This is a genomic window from Vibrio splendidus 12E03 (assembly GCF_000272105.2).
Lineage (GTDB): Bacteria > Pseudomonadota > Gammaproteobacteria > Enterobacterales > Vibrionaceae > Vibrio > Vibrio splendidus_I.
The window spans coordinates 16,636-42,461 of record NZ_AJZD02000205.1; the positions used below are offsets into that span (position 1 = coordinate 16,636).

At 44.1% G+C, this 25,826-nt stretch carries 24 protein-coding genes and 1 pseudogene; 12 read left to right on the forward strand and 13 right to left on the reverse strand.

The features are described from left to right. Nucleotides 1-29: 29 nt before the first annotated feature. Nucleotides 30-977: a TDT family transporter gene (locus A142_RS13700; protein WP_032545419.1), complete on the forward strand. Its 948-nt coding sequence runs from the start codon at nt 30-32 to the stop codon at nt 975-977. A gap of 159 nt (nt 978-1,136) precedes the next feature. Here the strand turns inward: A142_RS13700 and hmpA are convergent, their stop codons facing one another. Then, nucleotides 1,137-2,333, reverse strand: a complete 1,197-nt coding sequence (hmpA, locus tag A142_RS13705) for an NO-inducible flavohemoprotein (RefSeq protein ID WP_019821964.1) — start codon at nt 2,331-2,333, stop codon at nt 1,137-1,139. 368 nt (nt 2,334-2,701) lie between these two features. Here hmpA and norR point away from each other — a divergent pair, with 368 nt between their 5' ends. Together norR and A142_RS13715 are read left to right on the forward strand one after the other, a co-directional pair. Beyond that, entirely contained in the window at nt 2,702-4,294 is a 1,593-nt protein-coding gene (norR, locus tag A142_RS13710; protein WP_019821966.1) for a nitric oxide reductase transcriptional regulator NorR, read from the forward strand. Nucleotides 4,295-4,383: 89 nt separating this feature from the next. Beyond that, nucleotides 4,384-4,743, forward strand: a complete 360-nt coding sequence (locus tag A142_RS13715) for a glutaredoxin family protein (protein ID WP_029405427.1) — start codon at nt 4,384-4,386, stop codon at nt 4,741-4,743. Between the two features lie 109 nt (nt 4,744-4,852). Here A142_RS13715 and A142_RS13720 read toward each other — a convergent pair whose 3' ends face one another. After that, on the reverse strand, nt 4,853-5,488 hold the full coding sequence (locus tag A142_RS13720; RefSeq protein WP_029405428.1) for an OmpA family protein: 636 nt from the start codon (nt 5,486-5,488) through the stop codon (nt 4,853-4,855). A gap of 269 nt (nt 5,489-5,757) precedes the next feature. Between A142_RS13720 and A142_RS13725 the strand changes: the two genes are divergently transcribed. The 6 genes and pseudogenes from A142_RS13725 (at nt 5,758) to A142_RS13750 (ending at nt 11,177) form a co-directional block, all read left to right on the forward strand. Next, nucleotides 5,758-6,384, forward strand: coding sequence for a thioredoxin domain-containing protein (locus A142_RS13725; RefSeq protein WP_019821972.1), 627 nt, complete (start codon nt 5,758-5,760; stop codon nt 6,382-6,384). Nucleotides 6,385-6,460: 76 nt separating this feature from the next. Beyond that, complete coding sequence (locus A142_RS13730) at nt 6,461-6,934, forward strand: FKBP-type peptidyl-prolyl cis-trans isomerase (protein ID WP_019821974.1); 474 nt, start codon at nt 6,461-6,463, stop codon at nt 6,932-6,934. Between the two features lie 171 nt (nt 6,935-7,105). Further along, nucleotides 7,106-7,696, forward strand: coding sequence for a TetR/AcrR family transcriptional regulator (locus A142_RS13735; protein WP_019821975.1), 591 nt, complete (start codon nt 7,106-7,108; stop codon nt 7,694-7,696). A gap of 75 nt (nt 7,697-7,771) precedes the next feature. Then, nucleotides 7,772-8,698: pseudogene (locus A142_RS13740) on the forward strand (NADP-dependent oxidoreductase); the annotation flags it as partial. Nucleotides 8,699-8,722: 24 nt separating this feature from the next. Further along, on the forward strand, nt 8,723-9,343 hold the full coding sequence (locus tag A142_RS13745) for a glutathione S-transferase family protein (protein ID WP_019821977.1): 621 nt from the start codon (nt 8,723-8,725) through the stop codon (nt 9,341-9,343). Nucleotides 9,344-9,494: 151 nt separating this feature from the next. Next, entirely contained in the window at nt 9,495-11,177 is a 1,683-nt protein-coding gene (locus tag A142_RS13750; RefSeq protein WP_029405429.1) for an RluA family pseudouridine synthase, read from the forward strand. A gap of 166 nt (nt 11,178-11,343) precedes the next feature. On the opposite strand, the gene A142_RS13755 is transcribed toward A142_RS13750, so the two are convergent. The 3 genes from A142_RS13755 to A142_RS13765 all read right to left on the reverse strand — a co-directional run bounded on the left by A142_RS13755 (nt 11,344) and on the right by A142_RS13765 (nt 13,754). Then, nucleotides 11,344-11,637 (reverse strand): YkgJ family cysteine cluster protein, encoded by a 294-nt coding sequence (locus A142_RS13755; RefSeq protein WP_019821980.1) that lies wholly within the window; start codon nt 11,635-11,637, stop codon nt 11,344-11,346. Nucleotides 11,638-11,803: 166 nt separating this feature from the next. Further along, on the reverse strand, nt 11,804-12,988 hold the full coding sequence (locus tag A142_RS13760) for a D-alanyl-D-alanine carboxypeptidase family protein (RefSeq protein ID WP_019821981.1): 1,185 nt from the start codon (nt 12,986-12,988) through the stop codon (nt 11,804-11,806). Nucleotides 12,989-13,166: 178 nt separating this feature from the next. Beyond that, nucleotides 13,167-13,754, reverse strand: coding sequence for a DUF4136 domain-containing protein (locus A142_RS13765; RefSeq protein ID WP_019821982.1), 588 nt, complete (start codon nt 13,752-13,754; stop codon nt 13,167-13,169). Nucleotides 13,755-14,022: 268 nt separating this feature from the next. On the opposite strand from A142_RS13765, the gene A142_RS13770 reads away from it, so the two are divergent. After that, nucleotides 14,023-14,277: a YgjV family protein gene (locus A142_RS13770; protein ID WP_019821983.1), complete on the forward strand. Its 255-nt coding sequence runs from the start codon at nt 14,023-14,025 to the stop codon at nt 14,275-14,277. A gap of 135 nt (nt 14,278-14,412) precedes the next feature. On the opposite strand, the gene A142_RS13775 is transcribed toward A142_RS13770, so the two are convergent. Together A142_RS13775 and A142_RS13780 are read right to left on the reverse strand one after the other, a co-directional pair. Then, nucleotides 14,413-15,876, reverse strand: a complete 1,464-nt coding sequence (locus A142_RS13775) for a sensor domain-containing diguanylate cyclase (protein WP_019821984.1) — start codon at nt 15,874-15,876, stop codon at nt 14,413-14,415. A 295-nt stretch (nt 15,877-16,171) separates the two neighbouring features. After that, the gene (locus tag A142_RS13780) at nt 16,172-19,339 is read right to left on the reverse strand and encodes a chitinase C-terminal domain-containing protein (RefSeq protein WP_019821985.1); all 3,168 of its coding nucleotides are present in this window, start codon (nt 19,337-19,339) and stop codon (nt 16,172-16,174) included. 451 nt (nt 19,340-19,790) lie between these two features. Between A142_RS13780 and A142_RS13785 the strand changes: the two genes are divergently transcribed. Next, nucleotides 19,791-21,377, forward strand: a complete 1,587-nt coding sequence (locus tag A142_RS13785; RefSeq protein WP_029405430.1) for a BCCT family transporter — start codon at nt 19,791-19,793, stop codon at nt 21,375-21,377. Nucleotides 21,378-21,505: 128 nt separating this feature from the next. Here the strand turns inward: A142_RS13785 and A142_RS13790 are convergent, their stop codons facing one another. After that, nucleotides 21,506-21,868 carry a RidA family protein gene (locus tag A142_RS13790; RefSeq protein ID WP_019821989.1) on the reverse strand — a complete coding sequence of 121 codons (363 nt, stop codon included), beginning with the start codon at nt 21,866-21,868 and terminating at the stop codon, nt 21,506-21,508. Between the two features lie 282 nt (nt 21,869-22,150). On the opposite strand from A142_RS13790, the gene A142_RS13795 reads away from it, so the two are divergent. Further along, complete coding sequence (locus A142_RS13795) at nt 22,151-22,597, forward strand: DUF417 family protein (RefSeq protein WP_019821991.1); 447 nt, start codon at nt 22,151-22,153, stop codon at nt 22,595-22,597. A 116-nt stretch (nt 22,598-22,713) separates the two neighbouring features. Here the strand turns inward: A142_RS13795 and A142_RS13800 are convergent, their stop codons facing one another. From A142_RS13800 to A142_RS13815, 5 genes are all read right to left on the reverse strand, one after another. Then, nucleotides 22,714-23,232 (reverse strand): GNAT family N-acetyltransferase, encoded by a 519-nt coding sequence (locus tag A142_RS13800; protein ID WP_019821993.1) that lies wholly within the window; start codon nt 23,230-23,232, stop codon nt 22,714-22,716. 70 nt (nt 23,233-23,302) lie between these two features. Next, nucleotides 23,303-23,767: an acyltransferase gene (locus A142_RS13805; RefSeq protein WP_017082069.1), complete on the reverse strand. Its 465-nt coding sequence runs from the start codon at nt 23,765-23,767 to the stop codon at nt 23,303-23,305. A 113-nt stretch (nt 23,768-23,880) separates the two neighbouring features. Further along, nucleotides 23,881-24,030, reverse strand: coding sequence for a hypothetical protein (locus A142_RS25175; RefSeq protein WP_017082068.1), 150 nt, complete (start codon nt 24,028-24,030; stop codon nt 23,881-23,883). 93 nt (nt 24,031-24,123) lie between these two features. Further along, nucleotides 24,124-24,480 carry a hypothetical protein gene (locus A142_RS13810; RefSeq protein ID WP_019821999.1) on the reverse strand — a complete coding sequence of 119 codons (357 nt, stop codon included), beginning with the start codon at nt 24,478-24,480 and terminating at the stop codon, nt 24,124-24,126. A 214-nt stretch (nt 24,481-24,694) separates the two neighbouring features. Continuing rightward, nucleotides 24,695-25,826: RidA family protein (locus A142_RS13815; protein WP_019822001.1), on the reverse strand; the 1,132-nt coding region annotated here is incomplete at its 5' end.

A 25,826-nucleotide genomic window follows, 5' to 3' on the forward strand; every position in this document is an offset into this window, starting at 1 on the left:
ACTGGAGAAGGTTAACCCAAGTAAAAAATGTGCCGCCATCTCAGGCGTCTTTAGCACTTGGCGTTATTGGGTTAGGACAAGCTTGGGCATTATATATCCCGGGCATTGGTGAGATCATTCGCCCCTACCTTGCTGCATTTGGCGCACTGTTATTGCTACCCGTTTTACTTCGTTATCTCACCAGCTTTAATACTTTCATCAATGACATTCGTCATCCGCTTAGTGGAAGCTTGATGGCACCAATGAGCATGGCGTTATTGATTCTATGCGACTATTTAGCCGAAATCTCTCCAGTCATTGCTTACCCAGTCTGGTTCTGCGCGTTGTTATTGCATTTTACCATGATGGTGTTGTTCTTTAGTTTCCAGATCATCAACTTCAAAATGTCGAACATTGTACCGAGTTGGTTTCTGTATCCGGTGGGGTTAATCAGCAGTTCCTTAGCAGGCTCACAATTTGGGCACACCGTTTTTTCAGAAACACTTGCGGCCACTTGTATCGGTATCTATTTCCTAATGCTGCCAGTGGTGTTGTACCGCTTGGTATTCGAAGGAAACCTGCCACGCCGAGCAAGACCAACCTTAGCCATCATGGCAGCACCTGTGAACCTTTCTTTAGCGGCTTACTTGGTTAACTTCGACAACCCAGACCCGATTCTAACAGGCGCGTTGGCTGGTATTTCTATCACCATGACACTGCTGATCTACTTGTGTTACATACGATTGATGCGTCTGAAATTCCAACCTTCGATTGCTGCCGTCACTTTCCCTTCCGTGATCAGCGCTATTGCCATGCATCGTCTAACTACGTTTTTCGGCGCGGAATACCCGCAATGGTATTGGCTGCACAAGTTTGGTTTCTTCGAGTTAACCATCGCGACCATCCTAGTGATTTGGGTTGCAGGTGGTTACGTGAAAATGTACTGGCCTGAGTTTTTTGATACTGACTACATGTCTAAAAAGGTCAAACGTTCTTAGACCCAAGCTAGAAGAGCTTAGTTTGCTCGATCGAATTCTCCAATATTCGATATGTCAGACAGGAGAACCAAACCAAAAAAGGCCTCACAATGTGAGACCTTTTGAATAGGCAAGGCTTTTAATAGATCAGGCGAGTGTTAATAGAACTCTCGAGAACTATTAGAAGTGAGCGTGAGGGCCGAATACTTCGTAGTGAACGCGTGAACGATCAACGTTAAGTGCGTCTAGTTGTTCCACGATGTTCTTCATGAAACCAACAGGACCACAGATGTAGAAATCGCTCTCTTCAAAGCCTTTAGTATCAGAGATAGACGCTAGATCCATTTGGCCTTGATACGTGTTTTCACATGCAGATTCGTCTTTGTTCATGTACCAAGTTTTTGCTTCCCAACCTTTGTCGGCAACAATATCTTTAACACGAGTCGTGAAAGAGTGTTGGCCTACGTTCTCACAAGCGTGAAGGTAAAGTACTGGCTCGTTTTTATCTTCCGTATTTAGGAACTCAAGCATAGACTGCATCGGCGTTACACCAACACCTGCAGAGATAAGTGTTACTGGCTTGCTGCGCTCTTGATACATGAAGTCACCCGCTGGTGCGTATAGGCTAACTTCATCACCAACAGCAACCGTATCGTGTAGGTGGTTAGATACAACGCCTTGTGTCTCTTGACCTTGTCCTTCACGTTTGACAGAAATACGGTATTGCTTGCCGTTTGGCTTATCAGACAGTGAGTATTGACGAATCTCGCTGTATTGAGAGCCTTCAGGTTTCACTTCAATACCGATGTATTGACCTGGTGTGTAATCCAGAACTTCACCGCCATCTTTTGGCTGTAAGATGAAGCTTGTTACTAGCGCTGACTCTTCGACTTTGTCTGCAATCACAAACGCACGCGCTGCTTCCCAACCACCAACAGCTTGCTTACGCTGTAGGTAAAGTTCAGCTTCACGATCGATGAATACTTGAGCTAAGAATAGGTAAGCGGCTGTCCATGCTTCTTCCACTTCTGGAGTAAACGCGTCAGCAGCTAATTCACGTAGTGTTTCAATCAGGTGCAAACCAACAATTTGGTAGTGCTCTGGTTGAATATTAAAGCTTGTGTGTTTCTGTGCAATGCGTTCAACTGCTGTGGTTAGCGCTGCTAGATTTTCAATGTTCTTTGCATAAGCCGCGATAGCTTCAAACAGTGCTACGCCTTGGCGACCTGTTCTTTGGTGAGTCATATTGAAGATATCTTTTAACTCAGGGTTATGTGTGAACATACGTTGATAAAAGTGCTGAGTTAAAGCTGGGCCTGCGCTCTCAAGTAGAGGGATAGTAGATTTGATGATTTCGATATGTGCATTGTTAAGCATGAATTTACTCCGAACACTGAGCCTTATGACCTATATGTCATTTTGACTACTAAAAATTAAGAATGACTTATCGATTTTCTGAAACCTGAGTTATTTTTAGAAACTGAGTTATTTTGACTCGTTTTCATTTCAAAAAATCGCGAAACCTGATTAATGCCACCTGATTGATTGAGATCAAGAATAGTCTGTTTAATCAGCGCTATAATTGGGCTTCGCTGTCTCTTTAGCACAATCAGTGCCAACTTTATCAATCCCCGTCATTACTGGTTTCCCTTTCAAAATACATCTTATAAAAATGTCAAAAAGACCTTTTTTTTAAGTCAATAAGACTCTATTATGTAGATAAACACACACAGTTAGAGTTTTTTATGCAAGATATCTCCGCATCTACCCTCATGGAAATGACCATTGGCCTCGCAAGTGGTGTGAACGATCAAGATCGTTTCAATCGCCTGATCGATGCCATTCGCAAAACCATAACGTGTGATTGTGTCGCGCTTTTAAGCCTTCAAGGCGACACGCTAGTACCTATAGCAATGCAAGGGCTCAGCCGAGATACATTCGGTCGTCGCTTTATCATTTCAGAACACCCTCGTTTTGATGAGATTTGCGCATCACGCTCTCCTGTTCGTTTTGATGCTGATAGCTCGCTACCTGATCCTTTCGATGGCTTACTGATCGATCATGACGGCGATCTACCAATGCACGCCTGCATGGGTTTGCCTCTGCTGTTTGGTGACAAATTGTTAGGGGTGCTAACCCTGGACAGCCTAAAACCAGATGTATTTGCGAATATTCCTGCCCGCAACCTTGAGGTTCTGGCAGCTATTGCAGCGTCAACTATGCAGATGGCACTGACCTTCTCGCAACTTGAGCATCAAGCAAAACAGTCAAAGCAATTACTGGAAGAGTTGAACGTCGAAGCGTGGGAACGTGACGGCGGCGAGTTGATTGGTAACAGTGACACCATGGCCGCGCTTAAGAACGACATTGCTGTTGTCGCGCCGTCTGAGTTTAATATCTTGATTCATGGTGACACCGGGGTTGGTAAAGAGCTTGTGGCTCGTACCCTGCACCATCAATCTCAACGCAAGCGTAACCCACTCGTCTACGTAAACTGTGCTGCAATTCCTGAAAACTTGGTAGAGAGTGAACTATTTGGTCACGTTCGTGGCGCGTTTACTGGCGCAGACAAAAACCGCTTAGGTAAGTTTGCGTTAGCCGATGGTGGCACACTGTTCTTAGATGAGATTGGTGAATTGCCTTTGGCCGCGCAAAGTAAACTACTACGTGCTCTACAAAACAACGAAATTCAACCTGTTGGCCAAGACAACATTCAAACCATTGATGTGCGAGTATTGGCAGCGACTAACCGAGATCTAAAGCAAGAAGTTGAAGACGGCCGATTCAGAGCTGATTTATATCACCGACTGAGTGTGTACCCTATCGCGGTGCCTGCACTGAAAGATCGTGGTGACGACATCAGCCTATTAGCGGGTTTCTTCTTAGAACAAGCGCGTCGTAAGCTTGGTATCAACCAAGTTAAGTTCCGCTCTGACGTTCTTTCGTTCCTAAACCGTTATGGTTGGCCGGGTAACGTACGTGAACTTGAGCACGTGATCAGTCGTTCAGCATTGAAAGCGTTAGCGCGCAGCACCAATAAAAACTTGGTGACAATCACCAAGGAAGATTGTGGTCCACTCGACCAAGACCAGCCTATTGCGACGACACAGGTGAAAAACACACCATTATCGACACCAACGATCGACCTCTCTGCAGGGTTGCGTGGTGCAACTGACGATTTTCAACGCAGTATCATTACTGAGGTATTGGAAGATGCCAACTTTAACTGGGCACAAGCAGGACGAGTTCTGAAAACCGACCGAGCAAACCTGACTCGACTGTCGAAGCGTTTAGGGCTAAATGTGGCTAAGTCTCACACGATCGAACGGACAAAATAGATATTAGCGGTTTGTTGCGAGCATCTGACAAAACTTGTGTATATAATGCTGCAAATTGTAACGCTAATTTTAAATATGTAGAGAGAGTTATGAAGTTTATCCGTTGGTTCTTAGGTCGTGTCATCTTGTTATTGAATTTTGTTTTCAGCCCACGTGGTGTAAAGCGTTCTCAAGAAGAACAAAGCAAAGTGAATGAGCAAGCAAAAGCGCACACGTTATACCAATTCGAAGCGTGCCCATTTTGTGTGAAAGTGCGCCGCGCGATGAAACGTCAGTCGGTTCAATTTGAACTTCGTGATGCAAAAAACAACGAGCAACACCGTGCAGAGCTTGAAGCTGGCGGCGGTCGTGTGAAAGTGCCTTGTCTACGTATCGAAAAAGACGGCAAAACTGAGTGGATGTACGAATCTTCAGATATCGTGACTTACTTAGAAAAGCAGTTTGCATAAGCAATAAAGCAACAAAATCTAGATACAAAAAATCCCTCGAATATGAGGGATTTTTTATGTCTGTTATTTGGCGTTAATCGCTTCAAATTAGGCGCGAAAGTTCAAACCACTACTTCGCAACAATCAGCATCAATTCCACACGGCGGTTACACGCCTTGCCTTGCGCAGAAGCGTTGGTGCAAGCTGGTACGTATTCGCCAAATCCACGAGTATAGATGGAACGACTCGACACATAGTTACTCTCTAATCGAGCCTTCACTTCTTTTGCGCGCTGCTCTGAAAGCGGATCATTGATTCGATCTGTGCCCGTGTTATCGGTGTGCCCTTCAATCACCACATCAATATCTTGGCGCTGAGCAAGGTAGCTGCCTAGCGTATCTAGCCATTGATTATAAGCTGGCTCAGGGAATGCTGAACCTGTTTTAAAGTTCACGTGCTGCTCAAGCTTTACCATCACATGGTTACCCGGCAACACTTCAAAATCGATACGGTTTTGTCTTAAAAAGACTTCCAGTGGGTCGTTAGTCGAAACGCCACGTCCGTAGTTGGTCGTGATGGTTCTTTGTTGATGAGTGCTGCTCTGAATTGAGTACCCACGATTGCTTGCTACATGAGTCGTTTGAACCACACCCCATTCAGGATGCATCAAGTCGTAATCGGTTTGCGGCGCAGTTTCTAGCATATCATCACCCAACATACCCGTTGGTAATGTCGTTTCACACCCTGCCAAAGCTATGCTTAACATTATTGCTAAATATCTCATTACTTCACCAACCACTCATGCAGATAAACCATTCACTAATGTCTATATCGGCACCGAGGGAAAAACTTTAGACGAAAACTTTCGACAAAAGAGCCTGCATCAAAAAAAGTGCTATTGATCACAGTTAACCGTCAACTAGACTGTCTTAACTCGCTAGTTCGAACTGTTTGCATTTATTTACCTTATAATTGTTTTCCAATTCGTACTAAATAGTTAGAATCTCACGACTTCTCAACGCTAGAGCAAACATTATGTTTAAACCATTTACTAAATTCATCATAGCACTCGCTGCCGTACTTATCATCGCGGGTTGTAGTGAAACAGACGAGCCACAAAAAGGTGTTCAATACGAAGCGCTTCCTACTGCTCTAACCGAATTTAACTTGTCTCCGATCACTGAAATCTTCTCTCTTAACTGTGGTCACTGCCGTCAAATGGAAAGTGCCATTCCAGAGATTGAATCTCTAACAGACCAAACCATTGGCAAGATGCACGTGACGTTTAACGAAAGCGCTCAAATCAGCGCAATGATCTACTACACAGCAGTGATGCAGCTTGATGCGACGCCTGACCACGCGTTCATGGACGACCTATTTGGTGCCGTTCAAATGGGTGCAGATGCAACACCTGAGCAGCGTCAACAAGCGCTGGAGACAGCGTTTACTTCTCGTGGTTTGGTTAGCCCATACCAACTGAACAAAGAACAGCAAGTCGCTCTTTTCGACTACGTTAAAAAAGCAGAAGAGATCTCAGTGAAAGGTCAGATCAACTCAGTACCAACCTTTATCATCAACGGTAAATACCAAGTGCTGACAGCTGGCCACCAAGACGTTGCTGGTATCGCGAAAACGATCAACTACCTTTTGACTCAACCATAATCACGGCTTAAGCCGACTGATTAACACATTCAGTATTAACTACGAAATTCAGCACTCAATATAAATAGGTTTTACTATGTCTAAATTTGTCATCCCGGTCATTGTCTTTCTTTTGGCGGGTTTCATGATTTACCGTACTTGGACGAATCATAAGTCTGGTGCAGAAAACTTCGAACAAGGTCAACAGTTCCTTATCGAGAATGGCGCTAAAGAAGGCGTAATTACGACTGAAAGCGGCCTACAGTACCTTGTACTTGAAGAAGGTACTGGCACAGAACACCCAACTAAGAACAGCAAAGTAACGGTTCACTACCACGGTACGCTGATCGACGGTACTGTTTTCGACAGCTCTGTTGAGCGTGGCGAGCCAATCTCATTTGCCCTTAAGCAAGTAATCAAAGGCTGGCAAGAAGGCTTGACTTACATGGTTGAAGGCCAAAAAGTTCGTCTATTCATTCCAAGCACTCTAGCCTACGGTAAAGGCGGTTCAGGCCCTATCCCACCATCATCGACTCTGATTTTTGATGTAGAACTCATCTCTATCAAATAATCGAAGTAACTGATTTAAGCCCCAACATACGCGCTATGTTGGGGCTTTTTTATATCTGAACATTTGAAGCCTCTTTAGATATTGAGCTACTTAGCTACTTTAACAACAACCAAATATACCCTCGAAACCGACCACTAGACGACTGGTCTAATTTAACTTATAGTACCACCCATGAACGAAAAAACGAATGACACACGCCTGCATGTTTTAAATGTTGGCTATCAATTAATAGTGAACAACGGCTTCAATGGCGTTGGCCTATCACAATTGCTTAAAGAAGCGGACGTACCGAAAGGATCGTTTTACCACTACTTTAAATCTAAAGAGCAATTTGGCGAGGCGTTGATTCAGCACTATTTTGAAAACTACATCACTAAGATTGAAGCAATTTTAGTGCACGGTGAAGGTAATCATTATCAGCGAATCCTGAGCTATTTTTCGCTATGGGCGAAGACCGAAAACGGCACCTGTAATGCTCATAAATGCTTGGTCGTTAAGCTCAGTGCGGAAGTTTCTGATCTCTCTGATCCAATGCGCCAAGCGCTGTTAAAAGGTGCTGAGAAAGTCACGAATACCATCGAACACTGCATTGTTGGTGGTATTGGAGATCGCTCTATAAGGGTTGAAGACAGCCAAGAAGCAGCTCAGAACCTATACTCAATGTGGTTAGGCGCCAGCTTATTAAGCAAGCTGAGCCAGAGTTCGCATAGCTTACAGTCGGCTTTGAGCCTAACCGAACGCATTTTAAAAGGTGAAAGCTAATATCGCGGAATGCGCTTTATTCGCTTTTACTTGCTTTAACTTAAAAGAAATCACCCGCCCTCTTATCAATTTGATGACGGCGAGATGTTACTTCGCTCGGTTTACCTATCTCTTGATCCTTACATGCGTGGTCGAATGAGCGATGCGAAATCTTACGCAGACCCAGTTGCTATTGATGATGTGATGGTTGGTGCAACCGTGTGTCAGGTTGAAGCGTCAAACAACGCTGATTTCGAAGTTGGCGAATGGGTATTGGCGTACACAGGTTGGCAAGATTATGGTGTTTCTAACGGCGAAGGTCTTATCAAATTAGGTAAAGAGCCAAGCCACCCTTCTTATGCACTAGGCATCATGGGTATGCCAGGCTTTACCGCTTACATGGGTTTATTGGATATCGGCCAACCGAAAGGAGGCGACACGTTAGTTGTGGCGGCAGCGACAGGCCCTGTAGGCGCAACTGTTGGACAAATCGGTAAACTGAAAGGCTGTCGTGTCATTGGCGTGGCTGGCGGTCAAGAAAAATGCCAGTACGCAAAAGAGGTTCTTGGTTTTGATGAATGTATCGACCACAAGGCAGACGACTTTGCAGAACAACTGGCGAAAGCGTGTGACAACGGCATCGACGTTTACTTTGAAAACGTTGGCGGCAAAGTATTCGATGCAGTAATGCCTCTTCTAAACACAGGCGCTCGTGTTCCTGTTTGCGGCCTTATCTCTCAATACAACGCAACATCGCTTCCTGAAGGCCCAGATCGCATGTCTAGCCTAATGGGTACTCTTCTCGTTAAGCGCATTAAGATGCAAGGCTTCATCATCTTTGATGACTACGCACACCGTTACAACGAATTTGCAACTCAAATGACCGAATGGCTGTCTCAAGGAAAAATGCACTACCGTGAGCACCTAATTGAAGGACTAGATGAAGCACCACAAGCATTCATGGGTCTTTTAGAAGGTCAGAACTTCGGCAAACTTGTTATCAAAACTAACGAACCAAAATAGCTCAAGGATAGAATAGGCAGAATTATGATTACTTTACATCACCTGAACAAATCGCGTTCGAAGCGTATCATCTGGCTACTGGAAGAGCTTGGTGTCGACTATCAAATCAAACCTTACCAACGAGACAGTGTCACGTTTTTAGCACCACCAGAACTGAAGTCTGTTCACCCTCTTGGTAAATCTCCAGTCATTGAAGACGATGGCATCGTGATCAGTGAATCTGGCGCAATTACTGAGTACCTCATCGACAAGTTTGGCGAAGGCAAATTTGCACCGGAACGTGGTACAGCTGAGTATGTTGAATATTCACAATGGCTACACTTTGCTGAAAGCTCAGGTATTTTGCCAATGCTGCTTAAGATTTTTGTGATGAAAGACGGCTGCAAGACAAACTTCCTTGGTGGTTATGCCGACGACGAAAATCAAAAGATCTTAACCTTCGTTAACGAAGCACTTGAAGGCAAAACTTATCTTGTAGGTGAAATACTCACTGGTGCCGATTTCATGATGTCATTCATCGTAGAAATCGTGGGTAACTTTGGCGCTACTGCGCTCTACCCTAATATTGCTAAGTACGGTGATCTTTTAGCAAGTCACCCTGCTTACCAAAAAGCGGAGCAACTAGAGTTAGAACACTCTAACTAATCAAGATTTGTTCCATTCAATGCTCCCATAGCATGAACATAACAATCTAAATGAAGCCAAAGCTGATTTATCTTCCGCTTTGGCTTCTCATTTGCCTTCATTTCGACAACAATATCGAGCTCTACCAGAATACCCATAGAGTTTGATCTTCATGTCAGCAAACCTTGCTCAATACACACCACTGCGCACGTTAAACCAAACAGCGAATCAAGCGTTGGCTCTGCCAGAGCGTTTTACATTCCCGTATTACTATACTCCGCATCCAGTGTGCGAATTAGCGATGCAGCAGCTTCAACAGTCACTGCTGGACTGTGGTGTGAATGAAACATCGCAAGGTAACCTCTATGCCATTCTTCTGGTTCAACATCCTCAAACTCAAGAATTGGGTTACCTTTCTGCGTTTGCAGGTTTGCAGCTAGATTCATCTTTGGAACCTCAGCTATCGAGTATCGCCTTCGTTCCTTCTGCTTTTGATAAGCAGCAGTTTGAAGCCCTAAACACGCAAGGATTAACCCAACAAGCGACATTAGCTAACGACATTGCCAACCTAGAGCAAACTCACAACCTAGAAGAACTAACATCAACGCTGAACGAACTTAAAAACGACGCGGGTAAAGCAATAGAAGCCTTTCAGCTCACTATGGCTGCCAACAAAGCACAGCGTAATGAGCTTAGAGAGCAAGCTAACCGAGAGAAAGAACTGGGGAACCTAGAGTCTGCGGCTGACCTGCTTAAACAGTTGGGCAACCAAAGCAGCCAAGAGAAGCGAGACTTAAAAGCACTTCGAATTGAGTGGAAACAGAAGATCGCAGAACATCAGTCACAAGTTGATGCCATAGAAAGCGATCTCAAAAGCCGCAAGCAAGACTACCAAACAGTTTCAGCTGAGTTAGAAACGCAACGTTTGTCTCATTATCGCTTTATCAACCAAGCAGCAGAGCCAAAGAGCCTGCGTGAATTATTAGATGGCAAAGACGCACTAGAGGGTTCAGGTGACTGCTGCCTACCCAAGCTGCTTAATTTTGCCTTTGAGCACGGTTTTAAACCTTTAGCTTTGGCTGAGTTTTGGTGGGGATTGCCGCCAACGGATATCATTCGACAACACGGAAACCTTTACCCTGTTTGCCAGAGCAAAAGCTTCGAGATTCTCGACCACCAGCTAAGCGGTATTGAGTTAGAAGATAATCCGCTTATCGTAAACCCTGCGGTGGGTAAGTCGTTTGATATTGTTTATGAAGATGACGAGATCGTGGTCGTGAACAAGCCTGAGGAGTTCTTGTCGGTTCCGGGTAAGTTCATCGAAGACTCGGTTTACACTCGCATTAAAGCGCGCTACCCGAATGCCACTGGCCCTTTGATCATCCATAGGTTAGACATGTCGACATCAGGATTGTTGATATTGGCGTTGACTGCCGAATCCAACAAACACATCCAAAAGCAGTTCATCGATAGAACAGTCGAGAAGCGTTACACAGCTCTGCTTGATGGTGAAATCCACGGTGATTCTGGTGATATTAGCTTGCCGTTACGCGGCGACATCACAGACAGACCAAGACAACTGGTTTGCCATGAACACGGCCGAAACGCAGAAACCCATTGGCAAGCGGTTGGCACTCATAATGGGAAAACCAAGGTTCACTTGTACCCTAAAACAGGGCGAACCCACCAGTTGCGAGTGCACTGTGCTCATCCATTAGGGCTTGGTGTTCCGATTCGTGGTGACGACTTATACGGATACAAACGCGATCGCTTACACCTGCACGCTGGCTACCTAAAGTTGATTCACCCAACAACTGGAGAATGGATGGAGTTTGAAGTGCCTTCTGAGTTCTAAGTTATTTTTATCGAACTAAAACTCTTATCTCACTAAATATTCGATCTCGTAAAACGCATCAAGGTTCTACATCTGCTTAAGATATAGAACCCTGATATTTAATTTTTAATATGCTTATCAAAGCTCAGTAGCGTATTTTCGTTACTAACTTCAATACTGCAGACGCCTAGCCCATTACATCTTTGCGCTGATCAACGCATTCAAAAGAGCCCATTTCGAACTCACGACAGATCCATGGTCGGTTTTCATAGATAGTACACATCAGTGTTTCTCTATCTACGGCGGAACACCAACCGTCATCTAAGCGCTTCATGGTTTCACCGCCCCACTCATCGTAAGCGATGTGCTCTTCAGGTACGCCCGTATCTGTGATGATCATAACCTCTAAACGACAACAGCATGCCTGACAATTGGCACAGGTTACTTCGGGTTCGGTGATGTTCTTTATCTCTATCGTCATAAGTGACTACACTGCTAAATTTTGCGTATAGTAATCGAAACCGCTCTCCACGGCTAATAAAGAAAGCAGCCAACACGGTTTTCGGGCTGACAAAATTAAAAACGGGCGTTGTGATTGACTCACAACGCCCGTTAGGTTTTTCGTTTTAACTAGGTAGAAGCGCTATCTAGAATAGGCTCGCGAAGAACAGCTTAACGTAGTCCATTAAACGTTTGAACAAACCGCCCTGCTCAACCGCTTCCAGCGCGATCAAAGGCTGAGTTTGAACATCTTCACCATCAACGGTGTAATGAACCACACCTAGAGTTTGACCTTCTGCAATTGGCGCTTTCAGTTCAGAGTTAAGCTCGATGGATGCTGTCAGCTTTTTGCTGTCTGACTTAGGCAACGTAATAAACGTGTCTTCTGCTACACCTAACTTCAATGTGTCTTGATCACCAAACCACACCTTCTCTTCAGCCACTTGATCACCGCCTTGATGCGGATTTAGTGTATCGAAGAAACGGAAACCATAGCTCAACAACTGTTTGCTGTCTGACTCACGGCTCTTAACGCTCGATGCGCCCATAACCACCGCGATAAGTCTCATTTCACCCTGTGTCGCTGAGCTCGCTAAGCTGTAGCCAGCCCCAGATGTGTAGCCTGTCTTCATGCCATCAACGGTTAAGCTTCTATCACGAAGCAAGCCATTACGGTTGTGCTGTGTGATACCGTTGTAGCTAAAAGAGCGTTCGCTGTATAAGCCATACACATCTGGAAGATCTTTAATAATCGCTCGACCAAGAAGCGCGATATCATAAGGAGTCGAATAGAGGTCTTCGGCATCTAGACCGTGTGCGTTAGCGAAATGGGTATTTTCCAATTTCAGAGAAGTCGCCCAAGAGTTCATCAAATCAACGAAAGCATCTTGTGAACCGGCTACGTGCTCGGCAATCGCAACACTGGCATCGTTACCCGATTGAATGATCAAACCACGATACAGGTCCATCATCGCCACATCAGTATTAACTTCAATGAACATCTTTGAAGAGTCCGGGAAGTTCTTCGCCCACGCGTTTTCACTGATACGAACTTGGTCGTCCGCAGAGATGTTGCCTCGCTTCATCTCTTGGCCAGCAACATAGCTAGTCATCAGCTTAGTTAGGCTTGCTGGGTTTAACTTAGTGTGTGCATTTTTTTCTACCAGCACATCACCAGAATTAAAATCAATTAACACATACCCTTTTGCCCCTAGGCTAGGTGGGCTTGGTACTATAGAAGGTGCTGCGATAGCTGCATTACTTACCATCGCTGCGTTACTTACAATGAATATACTTAATAGAGGGAGAGAGTATTTGGAAAACAGTTTCATTGAATCAAACCTAAGTTAACGTTTTGAGCAGTATAGACAAATGCTAGCAAAAGAAGCGCGAACTTTACGTTGCTTTACGTATTTGTACCGTTCGTTACAAATAAAAAAGTTTAATCTGCGATCTGACCATATTTTCAACAACTAATATTGACTCAACGAATGTGTCCAACACCTAACTCTATCGCTCAGGAATGCGTCTAAATAACATTTCAACAAAGCCAGTAGCGCGCTGTTTTCTTTCGCTTGGCTCTAGATCAGTTTGGATGCCAGACTGTGCTAATGCTTGCCATTGTACGACCTCAGAGTTAGGCACGAAAAACGCAATGTACAAAGAGCCTTTCTCGGCTACTTTACCTTCACCATCGTAAAATGGCACACCAGTAGATAACTTAATCGTATCGAAGATCGACTCATCGTTCAGTTCCGATTCTTCCGCCAACCCAAAACCGACAACAACATCGCCGACACCATCCTGTTTTAACTGGTAACCTTTATTAGAGAGTTGCTCTTGAATCGACTCACGCACTAAATCGGTAACCACAGTTTCATCGTATTTTTGAGAAAGGTAAACCTGCTCTGATTCAGGGTGCCACGAGTACGTCATCACTCCGTGTTTCATGAACTCAAAATCACCACTGGTGACCACACCATAATTGTGCGTTGGCGGCAATTCTTGAGTGGTACATGCTGTCAGTCCAATCGCTATCAAAGCTAGCTGCGCTACTTTTCTTATGCTTTTTGTTGCACAAATGGATCGTTTTATCATTCGTGGACCCCTTACCCATATAAGAATAACTATCAATTCAACCTCCAACATAAATAGTAATTATGTTAATAGAAAGGTCATTAAACGTTTGCGTAATCGCTAACCTTCACTTCTGTCTGTTTTGGGGGTTTAATCACAAAAACAGAGTTGGTATAGTTCATCCCGTTAAACAAAACCAGACCATTCGAGGCACGGAGCTTCCTCAATCATCTCATGAAGAGAAGAATTGGTACCGACAAAGTATCGGCAAATTTAAGAGGGTCAAACAATGGAATTCAATATGGTTGAAATTTTAGGTTACGCTGCGTCTATTATGGTCGCAATTTCATTAACAATGAAAGATATCGTTCGTCTGCGTGTCCTTAACTTTGTTGGCTGTACACTCTTTACAGCATACGGCGTTATGATTGACGCATGGCCAGTTGTCGCGACCAACGGTTTCATCGCTTGTGTAAACATCTACTTCCTTGCAAAAATGCAAAAGGAAAAAAAAACGGAAGCGATGAAAGCAGCGAAAGCTTAAATTAGCGATTAGCATTTCAAATAATTCTGAAGAAGCCCAAATAGAGCAATCTATTTGGGCTTTTTTGTATCTGTCAGCTTCAAAATCACGATTTGTGTGCATCAAATCTTTACGTGCATCGAGGGTTTCAACCTATCACATGTAAGCAACGCGATATTCGCTCTCTCGATACGCTTGAGTGTTATTGCGGCCACTCTCTTTGGCTTGATAAAGCGCTTTATCGGCTTTGTCGATAGCGGTTTCAATATCAGTCAGTGCCGGAGCATGGCAACACCCAACGCTGATTGTCACCGGAGACACCAAGCCTTGAAGTTGCTCAACATATAGCCGTAACGCCTCTGATAGTTCAAATAATTCATGTTCATCACAATCAAACGTCACCAAAATAAACTCTTCACCACCATATCGTGCAATCAAACGACGGCGGTTAGCAAATCTCTGGAGTGATTTTGCGACCGCACAGATAACCCGATCGCCTTGAGCGTGACCATATTGATCGTTCACCCGTTTGAAATGGTCAATATCAAGCAAGATGACACCGATATTCGTTATCGGATAAGGTGACTTCTGAGTAATTTTCAGTTTTAGCTGCTCGATAAAGCTCCGTCTGCTAGGCAGCCCTGTTAGGTAATCAAGATTCGCAACATCCAAAACTTTGAGATGGCGATGCCGCAGGTAAAGCACCAACACGATAATAATGCTCAGTAAACTTACAACCAAAGCCATCAAACTAATAAACAGGAGGCTGTGATTTCGATTAAGCTCTTGTTCTAAGATACCTGCAGAAATGACCCAATTCAGATAAGGGTAAAACTTGTAGAAGATGTTTTTATTTGTCGTGCCACTGTCACTGGAAATCGAGTAACTGAAGTGCCCTTCTGATTTGGTGGCGATTCGATCAATAAGCAGTTCAGACGAGTAACCTATTAAGGATTTCAATGATTTATGTTCATAATCTGGATGAAGCACTAAGTTACCTTGCAGATCGACAATGTACACATATCCGCTATCACCAAACGCGTACTTTCTAAGCTTGTCTTTTAAACCTTCAAGATCGACCAAATACATCAATTCTTCTTTATAGGTCGTCGCAACCAAAGTGTTGCCACTCGGGAGCCTCATCGAATAAGCGACTTTGGCTCTGCGGCTTATTTCATGAGGATTCGCGTGAAAGTACTCGATCATGCCAGAGTCAATAGTGAGCTGTTTTTGGATATGAGTAAGATGTCCGCGCTTCTGACCTTGCAAGAATGGATGATAGAGGTGGACACCTTGTGGAGACATTAAATAGATATAACCCGATTGTCCAATGTGTAATTCACGGGCAATTTGGCTTACCTGTTCAACTTCTTGTTCTGGCTTGGTATGCCATACGTGAGACGCAACGGTATCCGTAATTCCTTTGAGATATGTCTTTATCGCCTCATTAACTGTGGTGTCGACAATATCGTAACTCGCGTTCACAATCGTACGAAAAAACAGTTGGTTAGATTCCAACAATGACCTTTCAGTTCGATTAAATTGAAATGCAGAAAGAATCATCGACACGACGGCGAGCGCAATTGAAAAATTAAGAATGTATTTACGTCTGACTTTCAAGATTACCCCGTAGATTTATAATTTCAGGTAACGCTGTGACTTCTCTTATATACAGACTGTTTTATATCATGTTTTTATTTTTTACTGAACGAGTGTCGATATTTTTAAGGGTTTCTATACGTAATCTGTGACTTATAACAAAAACGCCGAACTGGATTCAGTTCGGCGTTTTAATTTTACGTCTAAATTGATGACTTAATTTATATTAAAGTCCTGATAGATCGACTTAAAAGCATTCGCATTTATTACCTATTACTACGCTCTATTATCTATAAATAGATTGCTTAGCATTAAATTAAGAACAAACTTGAGTCCAGCTACCATCGCTACCCGGTTCAGAACTTGTCCACCAGTTTGCTTGGTAAACACTACCGTTATGAACCACTTGGTCGCCTGTGTTTGCATGGCTTGGATTACCCGCCCAATCTTTCTGAGGTAAGTCTGGGTAAACCGCTAAACCCGCTGTATCACATGTACCTGGATTAGTGCCGCCATCGCCAGGGTTACCGCCACCTGAACTGATATCACCTAATGGTAGATCTGGTTGCTCGAAGCTAAACGCGTAATCAACACCACCGACATTTACCGCGTAGTTAGCAGGGCCAGAAATTGGCAAGTAATACACCATATCTAGCTCATACACACCGCCAGCAGGAAGCTCTTCCCATGTTGGCAAAGTAAACGCTACTCGGTGCATGGTTCCATCTAGTCCACCGATGTTATCCGCACGAGTATGACCCGAAGCAATCACAGACAAACCACCACCCGATTGATCTTTTGCATTATCAGGCGCAGACACAGGAATATCGAACTGGAACTCGGTACCACCCGGAAGTGCTTGACCGGTGTTGTTTGTAAACGTGATCTTAGGATTGATTGGGTAGTTTTGGTCACCGACTTTGAAGCCACCAACTGAAACCGTAATATCTAACGCTTCTGTCGGGATAGCGCCAGTCGCCACTTTGTTTCCGTATGGAGTCGCAGACTTAAACTTATCGTAGATAGCTTTCGTCATTGTATTACCCATATGGAACTCACCGTTACCGCTATTACACGCTTGTTCGGTCGTATCGATAGACGTTCGGTTGCCACTTGCATCGAGTACATAACAGTTATAATCCCCTGCTAGTTCCCAGAACATGATGCCGCCGATCTCTTTGTCGATAACGTAGTCTGCTTTCACATCAATAGACTGTTTATCTTCCGTTGAAAGGAATACGCCCTTCTCTGCATTCCACAACCAAGGAGCAACCGCCACGCTGTCATAGTTACGCGTGTAAGTGCCTGCTAAAACATCAGATGGATCGTTCACAGGATCAAGCTTGTAAGCCTCAGCGTAAGAGCCCCAAATACCTTTCTCTAAGTTCTTAGCGTGCCACATTGGGTTAGAGCCCGCGCCCATTTCGTTGCCCTTCGGATCGGTATCGTGCCACATGTTGTCGATACCAATTGCACCATGACCACAATTGTTCTTCTCACCTTCACCGGTACCTGCTGAACATTCAGATTGGTTTGGAAGTGCAGCTCGGCCCCAAAGACCATTTTCGCCTCCGGTTACACCTTGCCAACCACGTGTGTAGTAAGGCACACCGATGTTAATACGACCTGCTGGCATAGAACCACGGAAGTAATGGTAAGCCCAATCCGTGTTCAGATAACCGATACCACCGTAAGCCGCAGTGCCGTAAACGTTCCACTGTGCTAACTCTGAATCTTTACCTGTATCAAACAATGCAGCGTTATGGCCAACGTGATCGTTCCACGCACCGTGAAGGTCATAAGACATGATGTTTACGTAATCGAGATATTTGGTTACGTCGAATGTTTCCATACCGCGCAGTAGGTAACCAGAAGAAGGAGCTGCGATAGTTAACATGTAGTGATTGCCATCTTCCGCAGACGCCACGTCAAGCTTCTCACGCAGCACTTTCATCAATACTTGGTACGAAGCCCATAGGTACTGACGACGTGGTTCCATGAAGTCTTTGTCGTATGGGTTACCAGCACCCGCCATTGAGGTTGGGTATTCGTAATCAATATCCAGACCATCGAACTGGTACTTACGTAGCATTTCAACCGCTGAAGTTGCGAATGTTTCGATACCTTGATGGTTGATAGAGCCGTCAGCATTTGTCGTCATAGTGTAGAAACCACCATCAGCAACTCGACTGCCATCAGTCGCGAAGTGACCACCGGTTTCAGCCCAACCACCAATAGAGATTAGCGTTTTAACACCGTGTTTTTTCTTCGCTGTCGCTAACGCACCAAAGTGACCTTTGAAGCCTAAGGTAGGATCAACTTCAACGCCCGGCCACTCTTTACCAACCGCTGCGTTTTCAGGATCGTTTACATCACCCACATTTACTTTGCCATCTGAGCCAATGCTCACGAAAGCGTAGTTAATGTGTGTAAGTTGCTCCCAAGGAATATCATTTACTAAGTAAGCAGCTTGTGGGTCGTCCCCTGCACGCCAACTTGTGAAGTAACCAATCACACGACGTGGGTGATCTGCACCCATCTTCTCACGACCTTCATCATCGTAAATCGTACAGTAAGGTACATCGACACCTTGAGTTTGATACAGGCCATCAGGACGACAAGTGCTCACCGTTGGAGCTCCGTTAACCGTCAAAGAAGCCAGCGCTGAATCAGCCATTGCGCCTTGGTTGTCGGTTGCTTTCGCGTAAACCGCTAAAGAACCGGCTTGAGTCGTTGTGTAGTCTAATGTGTATGGGCTTGTCGCTGCTGTACCCACAAGGGCACCTGCTACGTAGAAATCAACCTTATCGACAGTGCCATCACTGTCTGCTGCTGTTGCAGTAAGCGTTACCACACCACCAACATCGACCGCGGCTGCTGAGAGCGCAACTGAAACTGTCGGTGCTTCATTACCTGGTTGTGCTGAATCAACAGAAACAGAAACCGCACTTGTAACACTTACTGAGCCTTCATTGTCCGTTGCAACAACTGAAATCTGATGGTTACCAGACGTTGCAGCCCAAGCCGCTTCAAATGGTGCCGCTGTCACAACCGCGACCGAAGAACCATCAACAAAGAATTCTACTGAAGCAACACTGCCATCAGCGTCCAGTGCTGTTGCACTTAATACGACGTTGTCACCCTCAACAATCACATCTGATGCCGTTGGCGTTGTTAACGAAGCCGTTGGTGCTTCATTTGGTGTACCACCGCCTCCATTGCCACTACACACATCCAGTTTTTTCCACTGTGCATAGTCACCTTCAAATTGGCTCGGATTGTTGTTTTGATTCCAGTAATTTGCTGAGTACGCGCTGCCGTCATGTGAAACCTGATCACCACCGGTGTACACCGTGGCAGAGTCCCACGTTTCTAACGTTGAACAATCAACAGCCGCATAACTGTTGAACGCCATCAAGCATGACGCGGTGAGAGTACTGAGTGTAAAAACCTTCTTGGCCACTCTTCCTTGGTTTAGGTGCATGTTAGCTATCCCTTAAGTTGTTGTTTCAATATGTTTAATTTAAGTGGCACTTTCTTCACCACTTAAATCTCTTCGCAAAACAACTGTAGGTAACAGCGCCAATTAAACACCTAAAATATTCAGTATTTATAAAATGACTCGCATTAATTTGTTTATAGCATGCAATGAGTCGACACTTATTTTGCACCAACAACTAATATTAATTTATTTCGGAAAGCTAAAAAATAATATCTCAAAAATCGGAAATGTGATTTGGATTTGAGAAAAAAATCCGTATCAAAACTAGCCAAAAAGTAGTGATTTAAAGGCGATTTGGGATTCTTTTGGGAATTCGCCCACTTTTTGATAACAAATGTGTTAGTATCGGCGGCTTTTTTGACGAACCTCACATTTCCATGCAAGTGTGGGAGAAATACATAGGCTTGAAAGAGCCAAATATAGCGAAGAAATAATGTCCAACTTGACGCAAGTCGCCAACGAAAACATCAACGCAGAATCTACTTCTATCGATTTCAATAAAGCTCAATCTCTGGGTGAAAAACTGGAACTCGGAAACCCAGTCTTTTGGCTTAGTGGCAGTTTTTTAACCCTCTTTGTCATCCTCGCTTTTACCAACACCTCCGTGTTGTCCGAACTTGTTAACATTGGCTTCAGTTACTCAACTAAGTGGTTCGGTGCTTTCTGGCAAGTCCTACTACTTCTCAACTTCATTATCGGTTTAGTGCTTGCACTAGGTCGCACCGGCCACGTTCGCTTAGGAACGCTTGCCCTACCTGAAATGACCACCTTCAAATGGATGTCTATCGTCCTATGTACGCTGCTAGCTGGCGGCGGTGTGTTCTGGGCAGCTGCAGAGCCTATTGCTCACTTTGTTTCGGCTCCGCCACTTTATGGCAACGCTGATCCACAAGCGATGGCGTTTAACGCTCTATCACAATCTTTCATGCATTGGGGTTTCCTTGCATGGGCAATCTTAGGTGGCTTGTCTTCTATCGTGTTAATGCATCTGCATTACGACAAAGGCCTTCCTCTTAAGCCTCGCACTCTGCTTTACCCTCTACTTGGCGACAAGGCAATCAACAGCTGGGTGGGTAACGTAGTAGACGCATGCAGCATTGTTGCTGTAGCCGCAGGTACTATCGGCCCTATCGGTTTCCTTGGTCTACAAATCAGCTACGCATTGAGCGAACTGTTTGGTATTTCAGACAGCTTTGCAACTCAAAGTGTCGTTATTATCTTTGCTATCGCTATGTACACATTGTCTGCATTAAGTGGCGTGAACAAAGGAATCCAACTGGTTAGCCGTTACAACATCATCTTGTCTGTGTGTCTAATCGGCTACATCCTTCTAGTAGGCCCAACAAGCTTCATCGTTGACGGTTACCTACAAGGCATGGGTGAAATGATTGATAACTTCATCCCAATGGCGCTTTACCGCCAAGATACAGCATGGCTAGGTGGCTGGACTGTGTTCTTCTGGGGGTGGTTCTTAGGTTACGGTCCAATGATGGCTATCTTCATTGCTCGCATCTCTCGTGGCCGCACTATTCGCCAAATGATCGTATCTATCAGCATCGTTGCACCGCTTGTAACGTGTTTCTGGTTCAGCATCGTTGGTGGTAGTGGTTTAGCGTTTGAATTAGAGAACCCAGGTGTGATTTCTAGCGCGTTCGAAGGGTTCAACCTTCCAGCAGTTCTTCTAGCAATTACTGCGCAACTGCCGTTCCCTACTCTGATTGCGATTCTGTTCCTTATCCTGACGACCACATTCATCGTGACGACAGGTGACTCAATGACTTACACAATCAGTGTAGTAATGACGGGCACAACAGAGCCGAACGCAGCAGTACGTACCTTCTGGGGTATCATCATGGGTGCGGTAGCTATTGCACTTATCTCGATGGGCTCTGGCGGCATCTCTGCTCTACAGTCGTTCATTGTGATCACAGCCGTTCCTGTATCCTTCATCTTGCTACCGTGTTTATGGCACGCACCAAAGATCGCAAAACAGATGGCAAGAGATCAAGGCATCGCTTAATACCTAATCCGATTTAGTATCGGTTAGCGTGTAAAACGAAAAAGCCACTCAAGTGATTCACCTGAGTGGCTTTGTTTTATCTGTTCGTTACTTGTATTAACGAAGCTTATTTCTACCGATAGTTCGGCTTATTGAAACTTCTCACCCGCAGCAACCATAAACGACATCTCAACCAACAGCTCTGGGTTTGCCAGTTCAGCTTTGACACATGCACGGCTTGGCGCGCTGCCTTCAGGGAACCACGAGTCCCACACTTCATTCAATGCATCAAAGTTTGCGAAATCTGTTAGATAAATCGTCACCGACAATACGCGAGATTTGTCGCTGTCTACCAAACTCATCATTTCTTCGGCTTGTTCGAAGATTTGCTGAACCTGACTCTTAATTCCTGCTGTTGTATCCGTCTCTGCCACTTCCACAAAGCTTGCAATACCGTTAAAAACAGTTACATCAGACCAACGTTTGGTCGGGTTAATTCTATGAATTTTCACTGGTTATACTCTTCTTATAATTAGGGTGAACATCAGCGTAATCTAATCCAAATCGCGAATATTGAAAACAAAAATTGGAAAACTCGCGGTACCTTTTGAACAGCACTATCGCTTCCCCATTGCTTTGGTTCTCAACATCACTAGCGTTTAAGCCCCTATTGAGACAATAAGTCGCCACGTGTCAAATCTCTAGATAAATATATTAAATTATTATTCTCAATGCGAAATTTAATCTGAACTCTTGCGGTCATATTCAAGGATTTTATTAAATGGAGTACTTTTATGCATGTTCAAACCTATGATTTAAAACAGAGTAATGTGGGGTATAACCTTGGAGTGGTTGGCGTAGCATTGGTGTTAGCTTGGATTGGTATTTACAAGTTCACACCAACTGAAGCGATGCTCATTGAACCGCTAATCGCAAATCATCCTGCAATGAACTGGCTTTACAATCTGTTCTCAGTCCAAGCTGTGTCTAACATGGTGGGTGGCGCGGAGATCATTGTTGCGATTGGACTGATCGTTGGATTTAAGAAACCGACAATTGCTTTCTATTCAGGCATTGCTGCATCGGCTATCTTTGTTGTGACACTGAGCTTTCTAATTACAACGCCAAACGCTTGGAAAGTATCGGATGGCATCTTAGTCACTAACTTCTTCCTAGTGAAAGATATCCTGTTTTTAGCGATCGCAATTAGCGTAATCGAACGTAATAAACCTCAGAAGTAACTGTAAATCTAGAAATGGCCAAAACCTAGAAGTAACCTTAAACCTTGAAATAAAAAGACTCGAAGCTGGCTAGAAGGACGCTACCAGCTTCTAATGTATAAGGCACTGATAGTCACCTAGTCAGCTAACACCTTACGATAATAATTGGCATCTTGATGTTCTCCTTTAAACACCGCGTAGCTCTCAACATACTCGACCAATTCAAAACCGGTATTGGATAAGGTTTTGTTGGAACCGATATTGCCCACTAACGCATAGGCATCAACATATTTAAGGTTGGTCTGTTCCTTCAAATAGAGTAGAAACTGCTTTACTGCGTTAGACGCAATACCTTTGGAACCAAATGTGTGACCGACTCGATAACCGAGTTCTCCACTTTCAGCGTTCTGGTCGATATCACGAACATTGATTCGCCCACAAATAGTGCCATTAGCGTCTTTGATCAACATAGGAATCATCTCGCCATTGCCATACTCTGTTAGAAAACTCGTGACTTGCTCAGCAACGCCCGCATTTGAATAGAAACTGTCTTCCCGAGCTGGGACAAATTGCTCAAACCACTCTCTATTTTCGACTTCAAATTCCAATAAAGCACTAACATCATTTGAATGAAGCAAATGCAAAAATACATCCATGATTAATACTCTAACGCTTAACTAAAAAGCCGCACCTTATGATTCATACAGCGCAGCTTCTATTCTGAATTTAAGGTAGGTCTCTTAACTTCTTAGCAGGGTTGCCTGCATAGATACCTTTCTCGGTGATGTCTTTGGTCACCACGCTGCCCGCGCCGATTACCACCCCTTCGCAAATGCTGACAGACAACACTGTCGCATTGGAGCCGATGGTAACGTTATTTGCGATAACAGTTCGTCCCCAACTGTCTGGGTTTGGATCTGGCTTGCCATCTTTAAACAAGTCATTCGCGAACATCACCCCGTGCCCAACAAAGCAGTCACTTCCGATCGTCACATACTCACAAATAAAGGTATGAGACTGAATCTTACTTCTGTCACCGATAACCGAGTTCTTTTGAATTTCTACAAAAGGGCCAACGAACACATCATCTTTAAGCTCACAACCATACACATTAGATGGCTCGATGATAGTGACATTTTCGCCACACGTAATATCAGTAATCTGCGCCTTTAAAACTCTAGGACTTGCCATACTTCCTCTCGACATTGGCGTCATAATTCAACCTAAGCGATTGTGCCGTATGCATTAAAACGCAGCAAATAGAGATGTTGAGAGTTGGTAATAGATCAAAAATTCTGCATAAATTAAAACAAGCCAACCAACACGACTGACAACAGTATGCCTCCGACAAAACTTGGGGCATGAAATGGGCGAGCTTTAGATTTTACGTACTCTTTCTGAAGCTCTTCTTGATAAGTTTTGACGGCAAGTTCTTTTACGTAGTTATTTTGCATAATAAGCTCCTTTTCAATGAGTAAGAGAAGCTTAAGACTTGAAGTTAGGTTGAGGTAAAGTGAAAATTCAAATTAATCTGCATGTTTGTCTTGCTACTCAATAATGACTCTGAAGACATCGTTATTCACACCGCCAATATCCACTAACTCTCCGGGCTTCATAATAAGCGAAGTATTTAATTGTCGAGTTGAGCGTGGCTCTTTCTTTTCTCGAATCACTAACATATCGACGAAGTAACCAGAGTCTTGCTTTCGTATTGAGCCCGAAAACGTAACGCTTTCAACCCTATCGGCAAGGACTGAATTGAATGTTTTATCCTCTAAAACACCTGTGGAAATGGATGTATCACCATAAAATAGCGTGATGGTTGTTGGGTCGGGTACCAACTCTTGATTGGACGAACACCCTATTAAGGTAAGGCATAGCAGTAAAATGACTCGAAATTGCATAAGCTGGTTTTCTTTATTACGTTAAGCGTCTGTTTTTCCTATTAAAACACTTCAACCTTATAAATACCATGTTTACGGGATAAGCTTAGGTGTGTCGCTTCGATGGATTTGAGTAATGAGGTGAACGGATCAGATCACGGCCTGTTGAATCTGCTCCCTGTTTGGAAACTAAAGCCGAGATCTGATCGATATTATCGAGAAGGGTTCAATTGATTTAAGCAACCACGTCTTGTGGAGGTGTGCCTTCGCAGTTAGAAACGACGGCATCAATTTGAATTAGAGCATTCATAGGAATCTCTGAAACCCCTACCACCGTTCTTGCCGGTAAGTCAGCATTAAAGAACGTCGTGTAGATCTCGTTCACCGCATCAATATCTGAAACATCTTTAAGCTGAATATTAATTTTCACCGTATCGTCCATGCTGTGGTCAACACTTTCGATTATCGCCTTAATATTTTGTAGGCACTGTTCAGCTTGTTCTTTTATACCACCAGCAACCACTTCATTGGTTTTCGGATCTACAGGTAGTTGACCAGAAATATGATTGTAGTGAGAGAAAGCAACGGTGTGTGAATAAGACATAAATGGCGCATCAACAGTATTATTCGCTTCAATAACCAGTAAACGAGTGTCTTCTGGTAATTGTGGCGGTGTACCGTCGCCATGTGCAACGGATGTATCGATTTGAATTAAAGCGCCCATTGGTAGTTCAGCGGCATTAACAACCGTTCGCGCAGGTACGTAACTTGGGAAGAACTTAGCGCAAACTTCGTTTACCTTTTCTGCATCTTCAACATTTTTAAGGTAGATAGTGGTTTTAACCACATCATTCATGACATGACCGATACTCTCTAAAATCGTCTTAATGTTTGCTAAACATTGTGTCGTTTGCTCTGTGATACCACCTGAAACCAACTCACCTGTATTTACATCGATAGGCAATTGAGCCGAAAGATTGTTGTAGTGAGAAAAAGCCGCTGTCTGCGTCGATACAGCACTCTGAGGTGCATTATCTGTATTTCTTGATACCTTAACTAGTGCGCAAGGTGCTTGTGGTTTAGTGCCTTCGCCGTTAGAAATCAGAGCATCCATTTGCACTAGCGCATCGCTGTTTGGCAGTGCAGCTACACCCACAACGGTACGTGTAGGCAGGCTGTTGTTAAAGAAGCTTTTGTAAACTTCATCGATAGCTTCAATATCAGAAATATTCTTAACGAAAACATTAATCTTCACCACATCATCCATAACATGGTCGATGCTTTCAACAATAGCTTTAATATTATTTAAGCATTGTTCTGCTTGGTCTTTAATATTACCGATTACGACTTCACCTGTTTTAGGGTCA

Bases quoted from the DNA above. Each gene is read 5' to 3' on its own strand.
- hmpA (WP_019821964.1), bottom strand. From the start codon at position 2,333: ATGCTTAACAATGCACATATCGAAATCATCAAATCTACTATCCCTCTA.
- norR (WP_019821966.1), top strand. From the start codon at position 2,702: ATGCAAGATATCTCCGCATCTACCCTCATGGAAATGACCATTGGCCTC.
- A142_RS13715 (WP_029405427.1), top strand. From the start codon at position 4,384: ATGAAGTTTATCCGTTGGTTCTTAGGTCGTGTCATCTTGTTATTGAAT.
- A142_RS13720 (WP_029405428.1), bottom strand. From the start codon at position 5,488: ATGTTAAGCATAGCTTTGGCAGGGTGTGAAACGACATTACCAACGGGT.
- A142_RS13725 (WP_019821972.1), top strand. From the start codon at position 5,758: ATGTTTAAACCATTTACTAAATTCATCATAGCACTCGCTGCCGTACTT.
- A142_RS13730 (WP_019821974.1), top strand. From the start codon at position 6,461: ATGTCTAAATTTGTCATCCCGGTCATTGTCTTTCTTTTGGCGGGTTTC.
- A142_RS13735 (WP_019821975.1), top strand. From the start codon at position 7,106: ATGAACGAAAAAACGAATGACACACGCCTGCATGTTTTAAATGTTGGC.
- A142_RS13745 (WP_019821977.1), top strand. From the start codon at position 8,723: ATGATTACTTTACATCACCTGAACAAATCGCGTTCGAAGCGTATCATC.
- A142_RS13750 (WP_029405429.1), top strand. From the start codon at position 9,495: ATGTCAGCAAACCTTGCTCAATACACACCACTGCGCACGTTAAACCAA.
- A142_RS13755 (WP_019821980.1), bottom strand. From the start codon at position 11,637: ATGACGATAGAGATAAAGAACATCACCGAACCCGAAGTAACCTGTGCC.
- A142_RS13760 (WP_019821981.1), bottom strand. From the start codon at position 12,988: ATGAAACTGTTTTCCAAATACTCTCTCCCTCTATTAAGTATATTCATT.
- A142_RS13765 (WP_019821982.1), bottom strand. From the start codon at position 13,754: ATGATAAAACGATCCATTTGTGCAACAAAAAGCATAAGAAAAGTAGCG.
- A142_RS13770 (WP_019821983.1), top strand. From the start codon at position 14,023: ATGGAATTCAATATGGTTGAAATTTTAGGTTACGCTGCGTCTATTATG.
- A142_RS13780 (WP_019821985.1), bottom strand. From the start codon at position 19,339: ATGCACCTAAACCAAGGAAGAGTGGCCAAGAAGGTTTTTACACTCAGT.
- A142_RS13785 (WP_029405430.1), top strand. From the start codon at position 19,791: ATGTCCAACTTGACGCAAGTCGCCAACGAAAACATCAACGCAGAATCT.
- A142_RS13795 (WP_019821991.1), top strand. From the start codon at position 22,151: ATGCATGTTCAAACCTATGATTTAAAACAGAGTAATGTGGGGTATAAC.
- A142_RS13800 (WP_019821993.1), bottom strand. From the start codon at position 23,232: ATGGATGTATTTTTGCATTTGCTTCATTCAAATGATGTTAGTGCTTTA.
- A142_RS13805 (WP_017082069.1), bottom strand. From the start codon at position 23,767: ATGGCAAGTCCTAGAGTTTTAAAGGCGCAGATTACTGATATTACGTGT.
- A142_RS25175 (WP_017082068.1), bottom strand. From the start codon at position 24,030: ATGCAAAATAACTACGTAAAAGAACTTGCCGTCAAAACTTATCAAGAA.
- A142_RS13810 (WP_019821999.1), bottom strand. From the start codon at position 24,480: ATGCAATTTCGAGTCATTTTACTGCTATGCCTTACCTTAATAGGGTGT.